This is a genomic window from Pseudanabaena mucicola FACHB-723 (assembly GCF_014696385.1).
GTDB lineage: Bacteria > Cyanobacteriota > Cyanobacteriia > Pseudanabaenales > Pseudanabaenaceae > Pseudanabaena.
Map to the genome: position 1 here is coordinate 17991 of NZ_JACJQB010000033.1, position 20161 is coordinate 38151.

A 20161-nucleotide genomic window follows, 5' to 3' on the forward strand; every position below is an offset into this window, starting at 1 on the left:
TCTATGTATTCTAATCGTGGAGAAATACCGATCGAGCAAGCGATTATCCGTCAGCCTTTAACCATCACGGCTGATGCGACAGTTGCCGATGCCATTGCTCTGATGAGTGCCGAGAGACAAGCTTGCAACTTATTTTGTGATATTGATTCCGCGACAACTTTACAGTTAGACCATGCTAAAAATAGCTGCATTATTGTTACCGAAGATCAAAAATTAATTGGGATTTTGACAGAGTATGATCTCATCAAGCTCTGTGGGAACAGTACGCAATCAGTAGAGCCTAGTGAAAATACGCCACAAAACTCTATCCAAAATTTGCTGGAGACCAGCATTGTCGAGGTAATGACATACCCTGTGAGGGCATTACTGGAATGGGAATTTACAGATATCCTTGTGCCGCTTAATCGGTTTAATCGCTACAAAATTCGCCATTTACCCCTCGTTAATGATCACAACGAATTGGTAGGATTAATTACCCATGAAAGCTTGCGGCAACTCTTGCGACCTATTGATTTGTTACGCTTACGGGTTGTCAGTGAGGTCATGACGACCGATGTAGTCTATGCCAAGCCAGAGACTTCCGCCGCCCAAATTGCTCATTTGATGTCATACCACAATGTTAGTTCGGTGGTAATTGTGGAGCAGCAAGGACAAAAAATATTACCCGTAGGTATTTTGACGGAAGGCGATATTGTGCAGTACCTTGCGCTGGGGTTAGACCTGATGACTACCTCCGCCCAAACAGTAATGAGTTTCCTACCTACTCAGGTTCGCCCAGAGGAAACCCTATGGACAGTGAGAGAGATCATGCAAACGCAGATGGTTAACCATCTAGTGATTACTGATCAACATGGACAGATGCAGGGGGTGATCAGTCAGGGCGATCTGCTCAAAACATTGCAACCTGACGAGGTTTATCAGTTGGTTTCGATATTAGAAACCAAAATATCCCAACTAGAACAAGAAAATAGCGCACTTTTGAAAAGTCGGAACCAATTACTAGAAAGACAGGTGCAAGAATATCCGAGCGCCTTAATTAATGGTGATATGTTTCGTCAGTTTGCCGATAACAACCGTAGCGCCATTATCATTCGTGAGGTGCAAACGGGAAAAGTGCTGTATGTCAGCCCACGATACGAAGAAATATGGGGACAATCAAGTAAGGGCATATATCAAGATCCTCAAAGTTGGATGCAGTCAATTCATCCTGAAGATCGCGATCGCATTTTAGAAGCTTACAAACATACAGTTCATAGTGGATTTTTTAGCGAAGAATATCGCATTATTCGTCCTGATGGCGAAATACGATGGGTGGGGGGGCGCTGCTTTCCACTAAACAATGCTCAAGGAAAAGTCGAACAAATTGCCGCAGTTGCTGAAGACATTAGCGATCGCAAACGCCAAGATGCATTACTAGCAGGACAAAGCCAAATATTAGAGCTACTCGCCAATGATGCAGAGCTATCGGATATTTTGACATTACTCGCCCAAATCGTTGAATCGCAAGCCAGTCATATCCATTGTTCCGTCTTGCTATTAGAAGGAAATCGACTCTTCCATCAAGCCGCACCAAGTCTGCCAGAACAATATATCCAAGCGGTCAATGGAGTTGAAATTGGGGAGGGTGTTGTCTCCTGTGGAACTGCCGCCTATCGCAAAGAAGCGGTTATTGTTACTGATATCTATAACGATCCGTTATGGCACAACTATCGAGACATGGCAATAAGTTTAGGACTATGCGCTTGTTGGTCAAGCCCAATTTTTACAAAGTCGGGCAATCATGTTTTGGGTACTTTGGCTGTTTATTATCAAGAGATGCGCCAGCCCAACCATAGCGAAGTTGAACTCGTAAATTTTGCCGTCAATTTGGCAAGCTTGGCGATTGAGAAAAAACAAGCAGAAAATGCCCTCAGGGAAAGTGAAAGGCAACAACAAACCTTAATTAAAGCGCTGCCCGATTTGGTTATGCGAATGTCTGGCGACGGCATTTACCTAGACTTTTTTCCCCCAGATACATTTGATGTATTTGATAATGCGGAAATCATTGGTCAAAATATCTATAGCACGACTTACCCCATTAATTTAGCCAGAACGCGCATGGAATATATTCGCAAAGCTTTAGAAACAGGGGAAAGTCAAATCTATGAGCAGGAACTGACGATCAATGGACATTTCCATATCGAAGAGGTTCGCATTGCTGTCTGTGCCGAGAATGAAGTCTTAATTATTGTGCGTGATATGAGCGCACGCACCCTAGCAGAACGGGCGTTGAAACAAAGTGAACAAAAATTGAGCGCTAGTGAATCCTTGCTGAGTGCCATGTTTAACCAGTCTCCCATTGGAATGGTGATTACCGATGCGAATGGACAATTTATTCGCACTAATCCTTACTATCAACAGATGGTTGGTTATTCTGAAAGTGAATTGGAACTGATGACCTTTAGAGATCGCACCCTAGAGGATGATCTGGCGGAAAATCTACGACTGCGCGAATTGGTGATGCAGAATGTTCATGATAGCTATCAAATAGAGAAGCGGTTGGTCAATCGCGATGGAGAAGTGATTTGGGTACGCAGCACGAGTTCTAAAATATCTGATGAAAGCATTAAATCACCGCTTTTTGTGGGGGTAATCGAAAATATTAATGCAAGGAAACAAGCCGAGGAGTCTTTGCAAAGTCTGGTGGAGGGTACAGCGGCGCATACGGGCGCAAACTTCTTGCCAACCTTAGTAGAGTACATTGCCAAAGCGCTAGAAGTCCGTCATGTTTTTGTGACTAAAGTTGTTGGCGATACTCTCGAAATATCGATCTCATGGAGTGATGGGCAGCTTGGCAACCCATCGATAATACCGATTCACAATACGCCATGCTCGATCACCGTCACAGAAGGTAAACTCTTTTGTCCTGCCAACTTATTAGAACAATTTGCAGACAATGAGATGATTAGGAACTTAGGCGCAATTTCCTATATGGGCATTGCGATCGTTAATAGTCAAGGGGAAGCAACGGGTAGCCTTTGTATTTTTGATGATAAGCCGATTACTAAATCACAAAGAGCGACTGCAATATTGCAGGTTTTTGCAGCGCGGGTTAGTGCCGAAATCGAGCGTCAAGAAGCAATCACAGCGCTCTATCAACTTAATCAAAAATTGGAATCGCGAGTAGAACAACGTACCCAAGAGCTGCTATTAGCTAATCAGCAGTTAATATCTGTGAATACGGATTTAGCCCGTGCTACTAAACTTAAAGATGAATTTCTTGCCAATATGAGCCATGAGTTGCGGACTCCGCTCAATGCGGTGCTAGGCATGGCAGAAGGATTGATGACTAAAGTATTTGGGGAACTAAATGAACGTCAAATGCGATCGCTATCAATTATTGAGAGTAGTGGGAAACATTTACTGGAATTAATTAATGACATTTTAGATGTTGCTAAAATCGGCTCAGGCAATCTAGAGCTAGACATCCAGCCTGTGGATGTCAAATATCTATGCCAATCTAGTCTGAGTTTCGTGAAACAAACAGCGCTAAAAAAGAACATTCAATTACAGGTCGTAATTCAACCTGAAGTTACAGCTATCAATGTCGATGAACGGCGGATGCGTCAATCGTTAATCAATCTATTGAGCAATGCGGTTAAATTTACGCCGAACAATGGCAAGGTTGATCTGGAGGTTAAACTGGAAACTATTGACGAAAGTACCAATGAAAGTGCGATCGCACTTTCCCAAAAGCTAATCTTTGCGATTACTGATACAGGTATTGGTATTTCTCCTGAAGATCTGGACAAGTTATTTCAGCCCTTTGTCCAAATTGATAGCAGCCTCAGTCGTCAATATGCTGGCACTGGTTTGGGACTGACTTTGGTTAAAAAAATCACGGAACTCCATGGCGGCAGTATTGATGTCAGCAGTCAGGTTGGTGAGGGTAGTTGTTTCTCGATTTCTGTGCCATATATAGGAGCAGCAGAATTCAAGAAAAGTAATCTTCCATCCCCTGAACACAATACCTCAAGTGACCATCTTAACAATGGAAATCGTGACGAGCATTCCCAAATAGATGTTAACTCATTAATTTTATTAGCCGATGATAATCCCTTTAATGTAGAAACCTTTTCTAGTTATTTAATCAGTCAGGGATATCGCCTCATTATGGCAGCTAATGGACAGGAAGCAATTGAGCTGATATTTACCCACAAGCCTGATCTGGTAATTATGGATGTTCAAATGCCAATTATGGATGGATTAACTGCAATTAGAGAAATTCGGGCTAATCCAGATATTGCAGATATTCCTATTGTTGTGCTTACCGCTTTGGCAATGGTTGGCGATCGTGAGAATTGTTTAGCCGTTGGCGCAGATGAATATCTCAGTAAGCCTGTACAACTATCACATCTGGGTTCAGTCATTCAAGAACAGCTCCGCCGAAGAGAGAATTGCCGCGCTAAATGAAGCAAATCGATCTTCGGATAATTAGCCTGTGGCGCACGCGCAGCGTGCACCACAGGCTTTAGAGTTTAACTATTGCCAAGCTTGACGGAAAGCTTGGGAAACCTGATCCATACCCACCGAGCGGGAAGCCTTAAACAAAATACGATCGCCACTTTCTACCTTTTGTAAAAGTGTCTGTGTGATTTCTTCGTAAGACTGACATGCGATCGCAAATTTTAAAGAGCCATTTGCCCCTGCTAAAATTGCATCCGCTTCACCATCGGTCAAGATAATCGCTCCTTTAATTCCTAACTTACTGATCGCCTCCCCCACTTGATAATGCAATTGATAGGACATATCCCCCAATTCTTTCATCGTCCCTAATACGGCCCAATGCCGATTGGCTGGCATATCTGCCAATTGCCGCAAAGCCGCCAGCATTCCTTCAGGAGAAGCATTATAGGTTTCATCGAGAACGGTCACATTCTGAGGCAAGTCGTATAACTCCGCTCTACCAAAGGGCAAATTCAACTTCCCCAAACCTTGTGTGGTCTTCTGCCAATCAAGGTTTAAGGCTCTGAGTACCGCAAGTCCTGCCAAAAAGTTAAGGGCATTATGCTGTCCTGGTAATGGTAAATCCCATGACATTCCTTCCACGTACAGGCGATGATCTATCAGTTCTCCATTAACATCACCAATCCCCAGCCCATAGGTGATCGTTTTTCCTTGCCACACCTTGCTTGCTGTTTCCAAAAGAAGAGAATTACTCGCATTCAGCACTGCTGTCCCCATCGCAGGCGTTTTCGCTAACAGTTCACATTTTGCGATCGCAATCGCTTCCCGTGATCCCAATCGTCCAATATGAGCAGTCCCCACATTGGTAATAACGCTGACCGTGGGTAAAGTGATTTTGGCAAGACGCTCAATTTCACCTAAGCCGCGCATTCCCATTTCCACAACCGCAAAATCATCCTGCTCAGGATCAATGGCTAACAAGGTTTGCGCCACACCAATATCATTATTATGATTCGCCTGACTCTTATGTACCCGATGTTCAGGAGTAGTATAGCAAGCTAACATACTTGCAATAAGCTCTTTAGTAGTGGTTTTGCCAACCGAGCCAGTAATTGCTACAACGGGGCGAGCAAATTGCGATCGCCACCAACATGCTAAGGCTTGATAGGCAGTTAACGTATCAGCAACGGCAAGAATCGGTAATCCCAATGCAGCCTTGGAGCTAGCCCATTCATGATTGACAATTGCTGCCACAGCCCCCTGTGCGATCGCAGTTGCCACAAAGCCATGACCATCAAAATTCTCACCAGTTAAAGCAACAAATAGCTCACCAGCCTTGATTTTGCGGCTATCAGAAACAACGGCACTAATCTCTAAGTTGTTTTGCTCCTGTTCATCAATATTGGCAGTTGTTGCCGCAGTAATAGCAATTGCTTGGCTAATGGTACAAATACGAGTCATGCTTAATTTTTCTGTGCTTAGCTGTTTCGTGCTTAAGATCGCATCCTGAAACTTGGCAAAAATCTCTGCGAAATAGATCGTTTCACCAAGTTTATAGACTTAGCATATTAAGCCTTACTATTATCAGGCTTCAGGCAACACATCATCACTAAACATTTCATTCAAAGTCGTAATGTAAGGCATAAATTCCATTACATATCGCTCATGTAAATGGTTAGACATTTCCTGAGAAAGTAATCTTAAAAGAGTCCGAACCAGCTCCCAACTAACCTTTAAGGGCGGATATAGCATTACGCAAAGAGGGAAGAGTTCTTGCTGAATCGAATTAACATTTCGCTCTAATACACACAAGCACAAATAAACCTGAAACATCTCAATATCACGAAGACTGGAAATCCGAATTTGGGGAGAACTCAAAACGCCACTATGACATTGATAGTCAGAATACATAATCAAAGTCTTTTGAGAAACTTGTCTTGCAATTTCACTAGTCAAAGATAACAATTGCCGCACAGATTCCAGAGCAATATCGTCATAATCAAGATTTCCTGCCGCATCGTAACATCTTTGCAATGGCATATAGAGATGATCATCAATCACCTTGAAGTAGGAGTTGACCATCAGTTTTTCTACAGGTGGTAATGCATCCAGCAAAATTTGTCCACTGTAGTGGAATTGCATACTCACAAAGCCGATCGCTCGCGGATCAACCGATGTATATTTTGTGCGAATTTGACCAACACTTTGAGCAATTGCTACTGATAGCTGTCCCACTGTCGGCAATTGGGTATAGCTTGAGAGAGTGACGTTCTGCCCATTCTCAACTATGTCTAGTGTGATCAGCCGATTCTCCGCATTATTGGTGTAAACCTCTAGGGTCTTCTCTAACAAGAATCGAGAATCCATTGCAATTTGCCAAGGATCAATTAAATCCGCAGAAATGCCATGGGCTTGCAACTGCCCCATCAGCAAATTTTCTGTTTTTGCCCATGCTTGAGCGCTAGAGAAGCGTAAAGCCTGCAATAAATTCGCTGCGGTTTCTTTTCGTCTTTCGGGGGCGAGAATTTCTGCTAAATTGTTCGACTGAGCCTGTGGGGAAGGTTCTGAATGCAAGTTTTGGATATACTTCTTTGCCCAAATATTCGCTAGACTAGGAACAGAAGAATCGGCAATACCAATAATATCTTCTGCCAAATTATCGGCAAGAGTATATCTAGTCATTTGAACCCCAAGAATAAAAGTTGTTTTTAAATTAACGACATTATATTTTGCTTCTATGACTTTGTTAAGGGATGGTTAAAAATACTTATCCATTAGCGTAAGTAGTTCGGCATAAATAGCCTTAAACCCAGAAGAGTGAGTTGCCCGCTTCGCGGGCGACTCACTCTCTGATTCTTGGTTTTAGTGGTTTTAGTTACTTATTAGATCAAACCCCAAACAGCATGATTTCAGGATGCTTGAGGCGATTTATGCAAATTCCCCAATAATTCTAACTATGGCAAGACTTGGCAAAATTCTCGTTTTCCCGATTAAGTCCCTCGATCCGATCGCCTTGAATCAAGTCCAGATTTCTGAGGGTGGCGCATTAAAATGCGATCGCGAATTTGCCCTATTTGATCAATCTGGTAACTACATCAATGCCAAGCGCTATCCCCAAATACATCTCATCAGAGCCAGTTATGATTTAGACGAGCGTTTAGTTAATCTGCAAATTCCCGATCATCCAACTCATAAAAGTTATAAAAAAGTATCAACTTTCCATTTAGATCAAGAGCAAGATTTGCTCGCCGATTGGTTTAGTCAATTTTTTGGACAACCCGTAGAAATTCGCCAAAATGCTGGCAGTGGATTCCCTGACGATCCTGATGCATGGGGAGCAACCATCATTTCTGAAGCTACCCTAATTACTGTACAAAGCTGGTATATCCATGCTCCAATCGAGTTAAATCAAATTCGCGATCGCTTCCGTACCAATTTAGAAATTATCGATACCGAACCTTTCTGGGAAGATCATCTATTCGCCAAGGCAGGAGAAACCGTTCCCTTTCGCATTGGTGATGTGCAGTTTCTAGGCACTAATCCCTGTCAGCGTTGCCCCGTCCCTACACGCGACCCTCTTACTGGCAAAATTTATCCCGATTTTACTAAAATTTTTGCAAAACAAAGACAAGCAACCTTACCACAGCAAGTTGAAAAGTCACGATTCAATCACTTCTATCGTCTTGCACTGAATACACGCATTCCCATTACAGAAGCAGGTAAATTTCTCAAAATGGGCGATGCGGTTCTCTCTCCCACGTAGCGGGAGAGTAAGGACTAGCTAATGCAGACCCTTGAGTTGGCGTACCAGATGAATAATCTCTGGCAAAATCAGTTGCTCGATCGCTAATTTGACGGCATTACTAGAACCCGGTAGCGAAAAAACTAACTTACCTCGATAAATTCCTGCCTCCGATCGCGAAGCAATGGCCCGTGAGCCAACCTCTTGCCAACTCAAATACCGAAACATTTCGCCAAACCCTGGCAGAGTCTTTTCCAGCAAAGTTGCGATCGCATCATAGGTTGTATCCCTAGGGGCAATCCCTGTCCCCCCATTAAGAATGATCGCATCTAAGTCATGAACTTCCGCTAATTTTGCCATCTGCTCAAGAATTTGATCGGGTTCATCTTTGACTATTGCGTAATAGTCAATCAGATGACCAGCATTGAGCATCGATTGCTTAATAAAGTTGCCACTTTTATCATTTTCAGTTGTACGAGTATCACTAACCGTAATCACCGCACAATGAACTCGATAGGAAGGTGGATCAGGACAGGGATTTTGAGAGGGTTTCATGGTCTGCCTTATTGATTTATGCCTTGTTGAGACTCATACCATTAGATTCCGCATAGCGATTCATAAATCTCAGAAAGCGTTGCCATTCCCGATCGCCACTAATCTTATGAATTGCTTCAATCCCTGCGGATTTACCATTGATAAATTTGGCGTTCACATTGCGAGTCACCATTTCACCTTCTTCATCAATCATATACATACCTAAAATTTCATTAGTGCCAGCATCTGCACCAGTCATACATTTAGGAGCGTCGAAGATAAACACAGCAACACTGGTATCTCCGTCCTTAGATCGGGTGATCTTTACGTCTGTGGCTTCTTCGTCAATGCCGCGTGTCAACTGTATTTTTGCTGTCATTTTTGCAAACCTTGATTTAAAACTTTAATTTAAAAACTTAGATCGAACTTTATTAATAAAAGTGTATCTGTATCAACATAACCCAAAATCACCATCTTATGAGAGTAAATGGATGACCTTTAGTCTCGATTAGGTCAACCTCACTTGCACCTAATCAAAGACAACTGTGCGTAGCCCTAAATCAGAGTTCGCCGATTGTCCGTAAATCAAAACACGATTTTGTAAATGCTGACGCACCGCCCTCGCAAGGACAATCCGTTCTAAATCTTTGCCTTTACGAATCAGGTCAGTCACCGAATCACGATGCGAAACCCGAATTACATCTTGTTCAATAATTGGTCCTTCGTCTAGTTCATCGGTGACATAATGGGCAGTTGCCCCAATGATCTTGACACCACGTTTATAGGCGCGATGGTAAGGATTTGCTCCCGCAAAAGCGGGTAGAAATGAATGGTGAATATTAATCACCTGTGGAAACTGTGCTAGAAATTCAGGGCTTAACACCTGCATATATTTTGCCAGCACCACCAGATCGATTTTGTATTGCTTGAGTAAGGCAAGTTGCTGCTTTTCCTGCGCCAATTTATTGTCAGGTGCGATCGCAATATGATGATAATTAATCCCAAAGTTGTGGGCGACCTTTTCTAAATCAGGATGATTGCTAATCACCACAGGAATCACCGCCGAAAGCTCATGGGATCTTTGCCGCAAGATCAAGTCATAGAGGCAATGATCCTGCTTAGAAACAAAAATAGCAATCCGCCTCACGTAATCAGAAAAATGAATACTCCACCTTGCCTGAATTTCCATCGCCAATTTGGCAAAGGTTGGCTCAATCTCTGGACGCGCCAAATCGAATGTATCAAGTTCCCACTCAACCCGCATCAAAAATAATCCTGCCGTGCTATCAGCATGTTGATCGGCATGGAGAATATTCCCACCGTGGGAAAATACCCAGTCAGAAATTTTCGCCACTAGACCTTTTTGGTCGGGACAAGAAACAAGTAAAGTCGCTGTAGTCATAGAGTTTTTCGTACTTTGCCGCATTGTGCGCTGAAGTAATATGCAATGACTAAAAAGGTCGTTCTGCGAACTTTTTAGTCAACAGGTTGAGATTTATGTGGTTGCCACAAATATTTTCGCAGATTGATCTTACCTGCATCATTAAAGCTAATTCCTTCATTTTCCAACAGGTCACGCTGCAAATAGTCTGTGCCAAAGCGTAGGGGGGAAAGGGAGATTTCGCCTTTAGCATTAACCACACGCTGCCAAGGAATATCTAAATTTTGCATGTCAACCCGATAGAGTGCATAACCCACCAGTCTTGCCTTACCTGCTAAATTGGATAACTCCGCAATTTGTCCATAGGTCGCAACTCGTCCCAATGGGATCTGTCGCACCACATCATAAATGCGATCATAGGTTGTTGGATTGGTACTCATGGCAATTAAGTATAGCTATAGCCAGTTATGTTAGGACAAAATCAAAAATGAGCGTTGCGGCGCTTCGCGCCGCAACATGTAATCCTTCAATGGGAAGGGAGTATAGCTATAAAATTTATATTCTTTATAGATTTGGTGACTGTCGTCACTTCCATTTCCGTAAAACTTTAGCTACTATGGTAAATGTCAAAACATTAAGACATTTGCACTGGAGATACTTCAATGCTAGCGGCGGAATGCATCGATTCCAGAGCTACAGTAAATACAGAAGAGAAACGGCGAACGACAACCCGCATAGCTATGCGGGTACCGAGAAGCTGTTACGGAGAACCCATCATCTCTCGTCTCTCTTGTGAACATGGTCTAACCGTGAATATCATTGCCGCCCTTCTAGGCGAAAGCCGAGATGAGGATGGCTGGTTCACTTTAGAGCTAACTGGAACAACTCAACAAATTCAAACTGGAATTATTTATTTAGAAGAGTTAGATTTAGAAATCTGGGATAAAACGGCAGTCGAAGAGGAAAGCTGGTAAGAATAGTTTTTAAAACCCAAAAGGGGTGCGGCGCTAAGCGCCGCACCCCTTTTGGGTTAATGCCTATGGCGATTATTTGTTGGGCTGAGGAGTCAAACGCAAGTAAGGTTTAACAGGATTAAATCCTTTAGGGAACTTGGTCTTGGCTTCTTCATTAGAAACTGAAGGCACAATTACACAATCATCGCCATCTTTCCAGTTAGCAGGGGTAGCGACGCTGTAGTTATCAGTCAACTGCAAAGAGTCAATAACACGCAGGATTTCGTCAAAGTTACGACCTGTGCTAGCAGGATAGGTCAAGCTCAGACGGAGCTTTTTGTTGTTGTCGATGATAAACACCGATCGCACGGTCAAGGTATTACCTGTTGCCGAGTTAGGGTGAATCATGTCATAGAGTTCCGAAACTTTTTTGTCCTCGTCAGCAAGAATCGGATAGTTGAGGGTAGCATTTTGAGTTTCTTCAATATCGCTAACCCAGCCCTTGTGAGATTCAACGCCATCGACGCTCAAGGCAATCGCCTTAATGTTGCGCTTGTCAAATTCTGGCTTGAGCTTAGCCACAGTGCCTAGCTCGGTGGTGCAAACAGGAGTGAAATCCTTGGGGTGAGAGAATAAAATTGCCCATTGATCACCGATCCACTCATGAAAGTTAATTACGCCTTCGGTAGAGTCTTGAGTAAAATCGGGTACGGTATCGCCTAAACGCAGTGTCATAGTTTTTAGTCTAGTGTTTTAGTTCGGTCTTCTTTGTTACAAATCTAAGATACAAGATCATTGGAAAAACAACTAGCCCCATAGGGCGGTATTCCCATAGCTTTACTGTAGATTATGACACTATCCTCTGAAAGTTGAGTAAAAGTTAACTAGAGTTAATGATTATGCGATTATCGATAATCTGCGTAGTTAATATTGCGATCGCAATATTCCAAACAATTGACATTATGCAAATTTTACCCCACACTTAATAACTGCCAGTTAGATGCGTCAGAGCAGATAGCTCGACAGATAACCAACCAATGCGGAACTGGCGGAATTGGTAGACGCGCATGTTTCAGGTACATGTGTTGAAAGACTTGGGGGTTCAAGTCCCCCGTTCCGCATAAACAACAAAAAAGCTCGCAGTGCGAGCTTTTTTGTTGTTTAGAATAGCAATTAACTTACAGTGCAGCAGCCAATTTTAATTCATTGGTTTCCAAAATCTGTTGTAGCTCTTCAGCATCAACAGTTTCACGCTCAACAAGATCGTGGGCAATCTTATCAAGAATATGGCGATTGTCAATTAACAGTTGCTTGGCACGACGGTAAGCATCAGCTACTAAAATACCAACTTCTTCATCAATAGTAGCTGCGGTTTCTTCGGAGAAATCACGCTCAGCGGCAATATCACGACCTAAGAACATATTGCCATTAGAACGACCGAGAGCAACTGGACCAAGCTTCTCGCTCATGCCAAAACGCATCACCATTTGACGCGCAATCGAGGCAACCTGTTGTAGGTCACTGGATGCACCTGTGGTAACTTCCTCATCACCAAAGACGATTTCTTCAGCAATGCGACCACCAAGGGCAACAGCCATTTGGTTTTGCAAATAGGCACGGCTCTGCATTCTTTCTTCAGTAGGCAAGAACCATGTTAGGCCGCCAGCACGACCACGGGGAATGATGGTTACTTTTTGAATTGCGTCATAGTCAGGCATCAAAGCGCCGACTAGAGCATGACCAGCTTCATGGTAAGCAACTAATTCTTTGCGCTTTTCGCTCATGACGCGATCTTTCTTCTCAGGTCCAACCAAGACACGATCAACCGCATCATTGATTTCATCCATCGAGATTTCGGTCAAGTTGCGACGAGCCGCAAGAATTGCAGCTTCGTTCAACAGGTTAGAAAGATCAGCGCCTGTAAATCCGGGGGTACGACGGGCAATCTTTTCGAGATCAACATCCTTAGATAGAGTCTTACCGCGTGCATGGACTCCAAGAATTTCGAGACGACCCGCAAAGTCAGGACGATCAACTACCACTTGACGATCGAAACGACCGGGACGTAGTAGTGCGGCATCGAGAACATCAGGACGGTTAGTTGCTGCCACAATGATGATGCCTGTGTTGCCTTCAAAGCCATCCATTTCAGTAAGTAACTGGTTGAGGGTTTGTTCACGCTCATCATTACCACCACCGAGACCAGCTCCGCGTTGACGACCAACTGCATCAATTTCATCGATAAATACGATACATGGTGCGTTTGCTTTAGCTTGCTCGAACAGGTCACGCACACGGGATGCGCCCACACCAACGAACATTTCTACGAATTCAGAACCAGAAATACTGAAGAAAGGTACGCCAGCTTCACCAGCAACAGCACGGGCTAGTAGGGTTTTACCTGTTCCGGGGGGGCCAACTAGCAGTACGCCTTTAGGAATTTTTGCGCCGACAGCGGTAAAGCGATCAGGATTTTTGAGGAAGTCTACAACTTCGGTCAGTTCAAACTTGGCTTGCTCAATACCAGCAACATCGGTGAAGGTGACTTGGGTTTGAGGCTCCATCTGCACACGGGCGCGGGACTTACCAAAGTTCATGGCTTGGTTGCCAGGACCAGATTGGGCGCGACGGAGTAGAAAGAACAAGCCAACTAAAAGGAGGATTGGCAAAATCAGACTACTTAAGGTTTGAATCAATGCGCCATCGGTGCGGCGAGGAGCGACATCTAGTTCAACATTGTTGTCTCTGAGGGTTTTGATGAAGTCAGGGTCGTTAGGCAAATTGACACGCACTTTTTTCTTGCCTTCTGGTCCACCGGGGATGGTAGCTTCTGCAAAAGTGCGATCGGGGCTAAGGGTAATCCGAGAAACACCTGCGGGAGTTTTTCTTACCTCTTCGAGTAATTTGCTGTAGCGCCATTCGCTTTGAGCGGCGGGCTGACTATCGAGCAGAGTTGTCCCTAAGGTAATGACAACGATGCCAAGCAGTGCATATAGACCAAAGTTTTTCCACTTTTTATTATTATTGTCGTTTTTATTATTGCTTTTCACTACTACTGCTCCATCAATAGAGATGTTCTTAGACGATTTTGCCAAGAACGAATGATTTAATTAACTAATCTTAACGCAAGCAGTCTAGGATCTATCGTAACGACCTCAGAATCCGTCTTTGGATCGATAATGCTGGTGCTGGTTTAGCGGTGAGCATTAGCTAACGGCAAACTCTGTAAACTGACGCATACAGCTTGCATCTATATGTATAGATGTATAGCTTAGCCGTTAGGACAAATCCAAAACCCAAAATAGAGTTGCGGCGCGAAGCGCCGCAACTCTATTTTGGGTTTGTGTCTTGACTTGCTTGACTATAGGTATACACGTACAACACAGACATTTGTAAAGGAAAATAAGATTGAAGTATTTAAGCGAATGGCGGGAATCGAACCCGCAACATCTGCTTGGAAGGCAGAGGTTTTACCACTAAACTACATTCGCGAGTGCATAGTTATCTCATGCAGTTAACAATGATAGCAGCGATCGCAATTTTGTCAAAACTTTTTTCAAAAATCCTCGCTAGCTATTTAAAACTCGCAATAGCCTTGATCCATTTCGATGCGATCTAAGACTTTCAGTCCACGGGGATCTCCAAGTTTCCTCAAGGCATTTCTCGCGTCGGTCTGTACACTTAGGTCATCATCATCAAGGGCATTGATCAAGGCATCTACAGCATCATGATAGATTTCGTCATCAAAATCAGACTCACGACTCATTTTTACAATCAATTTACCCAGTGACCATGCACAGTTGCCACGAACCGCAGACATGGTGTCATCGGTTAAAGCAGTAGTCAAAATCTCGATCGCTTGGATATCGCCTAACTGTCCCAAGGCACTGGCTGCCCACAGACGTACAGCCGTAATGTCATATTTCAGTGCCGAGATGAGTGGTTGCAAACCTAATGTGGCACGGCATGTGCCTAAAGCCCAAACGATTCCTTTGCGGACATAGCCGTTCCAGTCTTGGTTAAGTTGGGCAATTAGAGGTTGGATCGCCAGATCGCTTTTATTTCTACCAAGCGCATAGGCGGCACTGACACGCACTAGAGGGCATTCATCCTGTAGAAGTTCAATTAGTCTGGGAATCGCTCTTTGATCTTCCAATTCACAAAAAGCTCTCGCTGCTTGCATTCTCTCTAAAATAATGTCTGAGTTGAGCAGTGCCAACATCTCGTCAGGATCGGGAAGAGGCATTTCCTCTTCGGGTGGCAAGTCCAAGGGACTGAGGGGGGAGGCTTCGATGTCTAAAATATTTAAGTCGTCATTGCGTGTCATGGCGATTGTCATGGCAAAAGATTGAGCAGAACGGGCTGCCCCACGGTGTAGTTGATATCTTACAGTATTGGAGACAAAAAATTAGAGGGAGCTGTTTTGCCGCTCTTGCTAATTGCTGACAACGCGGAACAATCTATATTTTTAGAATGGCTTCCAGTCGGGCGATCTCAACATCTTGAAATGTTCGAGGCGATAGTGAAAGTAGCTATGATCAAGTTTGCTGTGATTATGGACAATCGCAGATTTAACACTAATCGCCCATGACCAAATCTGGGCAACTTGCATTAAGGGTTGCATACATGTCAGTTCTATAACTTCAAGGGGTTGCACTGCTTGATACCCCTGCAAAAAAGCTTTACGAACACTAGGACTGATGCCTGCTTGCAAAGTCACCTGCAAAAATTTGGCAATGTCAAACGAGCGCCAACCATAACCGCATTGGTCAAAGTCAAACAGGGTGATCTCATTATTTTCGGTGAAATGGACATTGCCACTATGAGGGTCGCCCCAACAAACGCTCCAAATCGGCGCTTCTTGAGGTAAATGACAAATTTGTTCTTTGATATTTGCGATCGCATCGTTCATATACAATCTTGCGGATGTAGTTAAAAACGGTGCTAGATCTCGCAAAGAGTCATCTAATAAATAGTCAATTGTTAAGTGAGTGCGGTGGGCATGACATTGAAATTTTTGAGATACCCTATGCAAATTTGCCAGTGTTTCCCCTAATTTTTGCGCCTGTAATCGATTTAGATCACCGACAGCAACTTGCCCTGCGGCATAGGTAAATAAACAAGCATAGCGCTTGCCCTCAAGGGCAGGGATCTCGATCGCTAATTTGCCGTCATGGGTACTGAGGGGATAGGCAACAGGAATATGATTTTGATGTAAAAACTCTAATAATTCGAGTTCAAATTCAATTTCAGACTGCGATCGCCAATGGGTATGGGAAACTCGCAATACATAGTGGTTATCTCCTGATTCCACTAGATAAATGTCGCTGAGTCCCCGCATCCAAAAGACACAATTGGTAACTTTACCGATCGCATAATGGCACAGCACACGATCAACTAATGCCTGCGGTGCAAGGGTGGAATAGGTAACGGGAAAGAGATGGTCAGGCATATGGGAGACATGCTTTAGAGACCGATCCGCGACGGGCATAGAGATCGATAAGTTGGTGAATTTTGGATGTTATCCACATATACCGTAGAGTCAAAATCAAAATTGTTTGTCAAAAACCAAACAACATTTTTTGCCTGATTGCCAACCTTTTTATCTAGGTTTTATTTTCAGGTATCCTTGAATACTATGCAAAACTCTTCAACTTCCCAACCCCAAAGTCCCCCTAGTGAACTCATTGTCAACGTTAGCAATGAGAATGTATCGCGACGAGCGCGTGTGCGTGAACATGTTAACCCACTAGCAAAAAAATATAGTGTGGCGGTTGCACCACCAATATGGACAGATGTCTATGCAGATTTTTCACAACCCCTTAGCCTTGATATTGGCTCGGCGCGGGGACGCTATATTTTGCAGATGGCACAGCTCAAGCCCGATTGGAATTTTTTGGGATTGGAAATTAGAGAGCCGTTAGTCGATCGCTGTAATGAAGTGCGCGACGAATTGAATTTAAAGAACTTGCATTACATCTTTTGCAATGCCAATGTATCGCTAGCGGGACTGTTAACCAAAAGCTCATTGAGGGAAGTAACGATTCAATTTCCCGATCCTTGGTTTAAACGTCGGCAACAGAAACGTCGTGCTGTCCAACCTGAGTTAGTCGCCACTTTAGCAGACTTGCTTGTGCCTAATGCCGATGTGTTTTTGCAGTCTGATGTGTTGGAAGTAGCCGAAGATATGCGCCAACATTTTGATGCTAATGAAAATTTTGTTAATCTGGCAGGAGCAGGGAATTTTGCTGACGATACAATTTTTCCTGAGCATATTCCCACTGAACGCGAAAGCTCAGTAATCTCTCAAGGTTTGCCTGTATACCGCGCCTACTTTAAACGCAAGTAAACGTCAGTAAACATAAATAAATGACTAACTATCGGCAGACCAATTTACCCCCTGGAGAGCTTGGATTGCCAATTTTGGGGCAAACACTCAATTTTTTGTTTGATCGTCAATTTGCCGCCAAGCAATATGCCAAGTATGGGGCAATCTCCAAAACAAGTTTGCTGGGGCGACCAACCATATTCATGATTGGCTCTGAAGCGGCGGAGTTTGTCTTGTCTAGCCATATGGACTGTTTCTCATGGGAAGCAGGATGGCCAGATAATTTCAAAATTTTGCTGGGTAAATCACTATTTCTACAGGACGGAGAAGAACATCGTCGTAATCGGCGGTTAATGATGCCGGCCTTCCATGGACAGGCTCTCGCAGGCTATTTCTCGACCATGGAGGAAATTACACAGCGATATCTTGATAAATGGACACAGCAGGGTGAATTTACTTGGTTCTATGAGTTCAAGAAGTTTACCTTTGAGGTGGCAAGCCAGCTTTTGTTAGGGACAGATGCAGGTGAAGAAGTGGAGCGGTTAAGCAAATTATTTGCAACTTTAAGCAATGGATTATTTGCGATCGCACCCTTTGATTTGCCTTTTACAACATTGGGCAAGGCGACGCGAGCAAGAGATCAACTGTTGCAACACATCACTAAGGTTGTGAAGGAGCGTCAGCAAAATCCGACCCATGATGTGCTGAGTATGTTGATACAGGCTGAAGATGAAGATGGTGGCAAATTTAGCCTAGAGGAACTAAAGGCACAGGCGATGCTGATGCTATTTGCGGGGCATGAAACCACCACTTCAATGTTGACTTGGTTTTGCTTAGAGCTAGCTCGTCATCCTCAGGTTTTAGAACGGGCGAGACAAGAACAAATGGCACTTGCCCAAACAGGGACATTAAATCTTGAGCAAATTGGCAAGATGCCCTACTTAGATCAAATTTTTCAAGAAATTGAGCGCTTACGTCCGCCAGTGGGTGGCGGCTTCCGTGGTGTTGTTAAACCCTTTGAGTTTAATGGCTACCATGTGCCTGAGGGTTGGCTAGTTCTCTATTCGATCATGATTACCCACAAGCAGTCAGATATCTATCCCAACCCTGACCAGTTCGATCCCGATCGCTTTAGCCCTGAACGTCAAGAACATAAGCAAAAACCCTTTAGTCTGATCGGATTTGGTGGCGGCGCGAGAATCTGTGTTGGTATTGCTTTTGCCAAACTAGAAATGAAAATCATAGCTGCGAATTTGTTACGCAATTATCAATGGGAGATTTTGCGATCGCAAAATCTCGAACCATTTCCGATTCCCACTCTCCGCCCCAAGGATGGATTGAGAGTCAAGTTTCAAAAACTCTAAGTGATGGCGGCGCAGAGCGCCGCCATCACTTGGTTACAGATAACCAGTAATTAAAAAGTCTGCGCCGATCTGTTGAAATTGCGATCGCGATAAATTTATGGCATCAGTCATTAACTCCAAACCAAGATCATCAATGGGACTAGGTGCAGCAAAACCACCAATTAACTTGGGTGCAATAAAAGCATAGATTTTCTGAACCATGTTGGCTTTGATCGCGGCTGCCCCTAATCTGCCACCACATTCCCATAAAACTGTATTGCAACCTCGTTTGCCTAATTCTTGCATGACTATTTCAGGAGAGATATCAGCTAGCTCTAGCACCTCAATATTGCGATCGCGTAGCTTCTGCTTTAAAGGCAAATTAACATCAGGCAAAGTAATTACCAAGGTCTTTTCGACATCATTCACTTTCCATAAATTCGCTTGGTCGGGCAAATTACAACTACGGGTAACGACCACCCTCAAAGGGCAATGCTCACTCAATCCATGGGTATTTAAATTAGGGTTATCGAGACGGACTGTATTTCCGCCCGTAATGATCGCATCACAGCCAACTCTGAGGTCATGGACAACTTTTCGCGCTTCAGGTTGAGTAATCCAATAGCTATGTCCTGAAGTTGTGGCAATTTTGCCATCAAGAGTCATTGCATATTTGAAAATGCCAAAGGGCAAACCAGTCTTAACGCGATGGAAGAATGCTTCATTTAATTCGAGACATTGCTGTTCTAAGATGCCAGTCGTTACATTAATCCCTGCTGCCCGAAGGCGATCGCAGCCAGTCCCAGCTACTTGTGGATTCGCATCGATGACACCCACCACCACATTACCGATCCCCGCCGCAATAATCGCCTCAGAACATGGTGGTGTGCGTCCATGATGATTACATGGCTCTAGACTTATATATATAGTTGCCTCATCTAAATTTTCATCCGTTTGCAAAGCCTCACGGATTGCAAATACCTCCGCATGGGGTTCACCAGCCTTAGGATGGAAACCCTGACCTAACAATTGACCATTTTTAACAATTACACTGCCCACCATGGGGTTGGGTGCGGTTTTCCCCCTTGCACGCTTCGCCAACTCAAGACATTGCTGCATCCAACGTTCATGGTGCATTGAGTCAGAAAGCGGGTGCGGATATCCAGACATACAGATCAACCTAAGGATAGATTAGTGTTACAAACGCTTTACAAAAATATATATGTAAAGTTATATTAATCACATAGCGAAAGCTAAATACATAAATCATAAACCTCAACGCAATCATAAACCCATGACCACAGCAGTACAGAGACGCGAAAGCGCATCTATCTGGGATCAATTTTGCAATTGGATCACCAGCACCAACAACCGCCTCTATGTAGGTTGGTTCGGCGTAATCATGATCCCTTGCTTACTCGCAGCGACCATTTG

16 protein-coding genes, 2 tRNA genes and 1 pseudogene are annotated in these 20161 nt (G+C 43.8%); 7 read left to right on the forward strand and 12 right to left on the reverse strand.

What is annotated here, in order from left to right; all coding sequences use genetic code 11:
- Nucleotides 1-3: 3 nt before the first annotated feature.
- Nucleotides 4-4452, forward strand: a complete 4449-nt coding sequence (locus tag H6F41_RS14030) for a PAS domain S-box protein (protein WP_190404098.1) — start codon at nucleotides 4-6, stop codon at nucleotides 4450-4452.
- Nucleotides 4453-4521: 69 nt separating this feature from the next.
- On the opposite strand, the gene H6F41_RS14035 is transcribed toward H6F41_RS14030, so the two are convergent.
- The gene (locus H6F41_RS14035) at nucleotides 4522-5907 is read right to left on the reverse strand and encodes a UDP-N-acetylmuramoyl-tripeptide--D-alanyl-D-alanine ligase (protein ID WP_190404099.1); all 1386 of its coding nucleotides are present in this window, start codon (nucleotides 5905-5907) and stop codon (nucleotides 4522-4524) included.
- A 123-nt stretch (nucleotides 5908-6030) separates the two neighbouring features.
- Nucleotides 6031-7128 (reverse strand): hypothetical protein, encoded by a 1098-nt coding sequence (locus tag H6F41_RS14040; protein ID WP_190404100.1) that lies wholly within the window; start codon nucleotides 7126-7128, stop codon nucleotides 6031-6033.
- A 274-nt stretch (nucleotides 7129-7402) separates the two neighbouring features.
- Between H6F41_RS14040 and H6F41_RS14045 the strand changes: the two genes are divergently transcribed.
- Nucleotides 7403-8209: an MOSC domain-containing protein gene (locus tag H6F41_RS14045; protein WP_190404101.1), complete on the forward strand. Its 807-nt coding sequence runs from the start codon at nucleotides 7403-7405 to the stop codon at nucleotides 8207-8209.
- A gap of 18 nt (nucleotides 8210-8227) precedes the next feature.
- Here H6F41_RS14045 and H6F41_RS14050 read toward each other — a convergent pair whose 3' ends face one another.
- The 4 genes from H6F41_RS14050 to H6F41_RS14065 all read right to left on the reverse strand — a co-directional run bounded on the left by H6F41_RS14050 (nucleotide 8228) and on the right by H6F41_RS14065 (nucleotide 10543).
- Complete coding sequence (locus H6F41_RS14050) at nucleotides 8228-8743, reverse strand: MogA/MoaB family molybdenum cofactor biosynthesis protein (protein ID WP_190404102.1); 516 nt, start codon at nucleotides 8741-8743, stop codon at nucleotides 8228-8230.
- Between the two features lie 16 nt (nucleotides 8744-8759).
- Nucleotides 8760-9101, reverse strand: a complete 342-nt coding sequence (gene psb28, locus H6F41_RS14055; RefSeq protein WP_190404103.1) for a photosystem II reaction center protein Psb28 — start codon at nucleotides 9099-9101, stop codon at nucleotides 8760-8762.
- A 150-nt stretch (nucleotides 9102-9251) separates the two neighbouring features.
- Entirely contained in the window at nucleotides 9252-10124 is an 873-nt protein-coding gene (gene purU, locus H6F41_RS14060) for a formyltetrahydrofolate deformylase (RefSeq protein ID WP_190404104.1), read from the reverse strand.
- Nucleotides 10125-10198: 74 nt separating this feature from the next.
- Nucleotides 10199-10543, reverse strand: coding sequence for an MGMT family protein (locus H6F41_RS14065; protein ID WP_190404105.1), 345 nt, complete (start codon nucleotides 10541-10543; stop codon nucleotides 10199-10201).
- A 300-nt stretch (nucleotides 10544-10843) separates the two neighbouring features.
- Here H6F41_RS14065 and H6F41_RS14070 point away from each other — a divergent pair, with 300 nt between their 5' ends.
- A complete protein-coding gene (locus H6F41_RS14070) occupies nucleotides 10844-11077 on the forward strand; it encodes an NIL domain-containing protein (RefSeq protein ID WP_242023048.1) in 234 nt (77 codons plus the stop codon).
- Between the two features lie 72 nt (nucleotides 11078-11149).
- Here H6F41_RS14070 and H6F41_RS14075 read toward each other — a convergent pair whose 3' ends face one another.
- The gene (locus H6F41_RS14075; protein WP_190404107.1) at nucleotides 11150-11791 is read right to left on the reverse strand and encodes a peroxiredoxin; all 642 of its coding nucleotides are present in this window, start codon (nucleotides 11789-11791) and stop codon (nucleotides 11150-11152) included.
- A 304-nt stretch (nucleotides 11792-12095) separates the two neighbouring features.
- Here H6F41_RS14075 and H6F41_RS14080 point away from each other — a divergent pair.
- Nucleotides 12096-12177, forward strand: a tRNA-Leu gene (locus H6F41_RS14080).
- A gap of 57 nt (nucleotides 12178-12234) precedes the next feature.
- On the opposite strand, the gene ftsH is transcribed toward H6F41_RS14080, so the two are convergent.
- The 4 genes from ftsH to H6F41_RS14100 all read right to left on the reverse strand — a co-directional run bounded on the left by ftsH (nucleotide 12235) and on the right by H6F41_RS14100 (nucleotide 16547).
- The gene (gene ftsH / locus H6F41_RS14085) at nucleotides 12235-14106 is read right to left on the reverse strand and encodes an ATP-dependent zinc metalloprotease FtsH (protein WP_190404108.1); all 1872 of its coding nucleotides are present in this window, start codon (nucleotides 14104-14106) and stop codon (nucleotides 12235-12237) included.
- Between the two features lie 370 nt (nucleotides 14107-14476).
- A tRNA-Gly gene (locus H6F41_RS14090) sits at nucleotides 14477-14547 on the reverse strand.
- A gap of 86 nt (nucleotides 14548-14633) precedes the next feature.
- Entirely contained in the window at nucleotides 14634-15383 is a 750-nt protein-coding gene (locus tag H6F41_RS14095; protein WP_190404109.1) for a HEAT repeat domain-containing protein, read from the reverse strand.
- Between the two features lie 141 nt (nucleotides 15384-15524).
- Nucleotides 15525-16547: a phosphotransferase gene (locus H6F41_RS14100; protein ID WP_190404110.1), complete on the reverse strand. Its 1023-nt coding sequence runs from the start codon at nucleotides 16545-16547 to the stop codon at nucleotides 15525-15527.
- 147 nt (nucleotides 16548-16694) lie between these two features.
- On the opposite strand from H6F41_RS14100, the gene trmB reads away from it, so the two are divergent.
- Nucleotides 16695-17405 carry a tRNA (guanosine(46)-N7)-methyltransferase TrmB gene (gene trmB / locus H6F41_RS14105; protein WP_190404111.1) on the forward strand — a complete coding sequence of 237 codons (711 nt, stop codon included), beginning with the start codon at nucleotides 16695-16697 and terminating at the stop codon, nucleotides 17403-17405.
- Nucleotides 17406-17425: 20 nt separating this feature from the next.
- The gene (locus H6F41_RS14110) at nucleotides 17426-18748 is read left to right on the forward strand and encodes a cytochrome P450 (RefSeq protein WP_190404112.1); all 1323 of its coding nucleotides are present in this window, start codon (nucleotides 17426-17428) and stop codon (nucleotides 18746-18748) included.
- A gap of 33 nt (nucleotides 18749-18781) precedes the next feature.
- On the opposite strand, the gene ribD is transcribed toward H6F41_RS14110, so the two are convergent.
- Nucleotides 18782-19897 (reverse strand): bifunctional diaminohydroxyphosphoribosylaminopyrimidine deaminase/5-amino-6-(5-phosphoribosylamino)uracil reductase RibD, encoded by a 1116-nt coding sequence (gene ribD / locus H6F41_RS14115; RefSeq protein ID WP_242023049.1) that lies wholly within the window; start codon nucleotides 19895-19897, stop codon nucleotides 18782-18784.
- 124 nt (nucleotides 19898-20021) lie between these two features.
- Between ribD and H6F41_RS14120 the strand changes: the two are divergent.
- Nucleotides 20022-20161: pseudogene (locus tag H6F41_RS14120) on the forward strand (photosystem II q(b) protein); the annotation flags it as partial.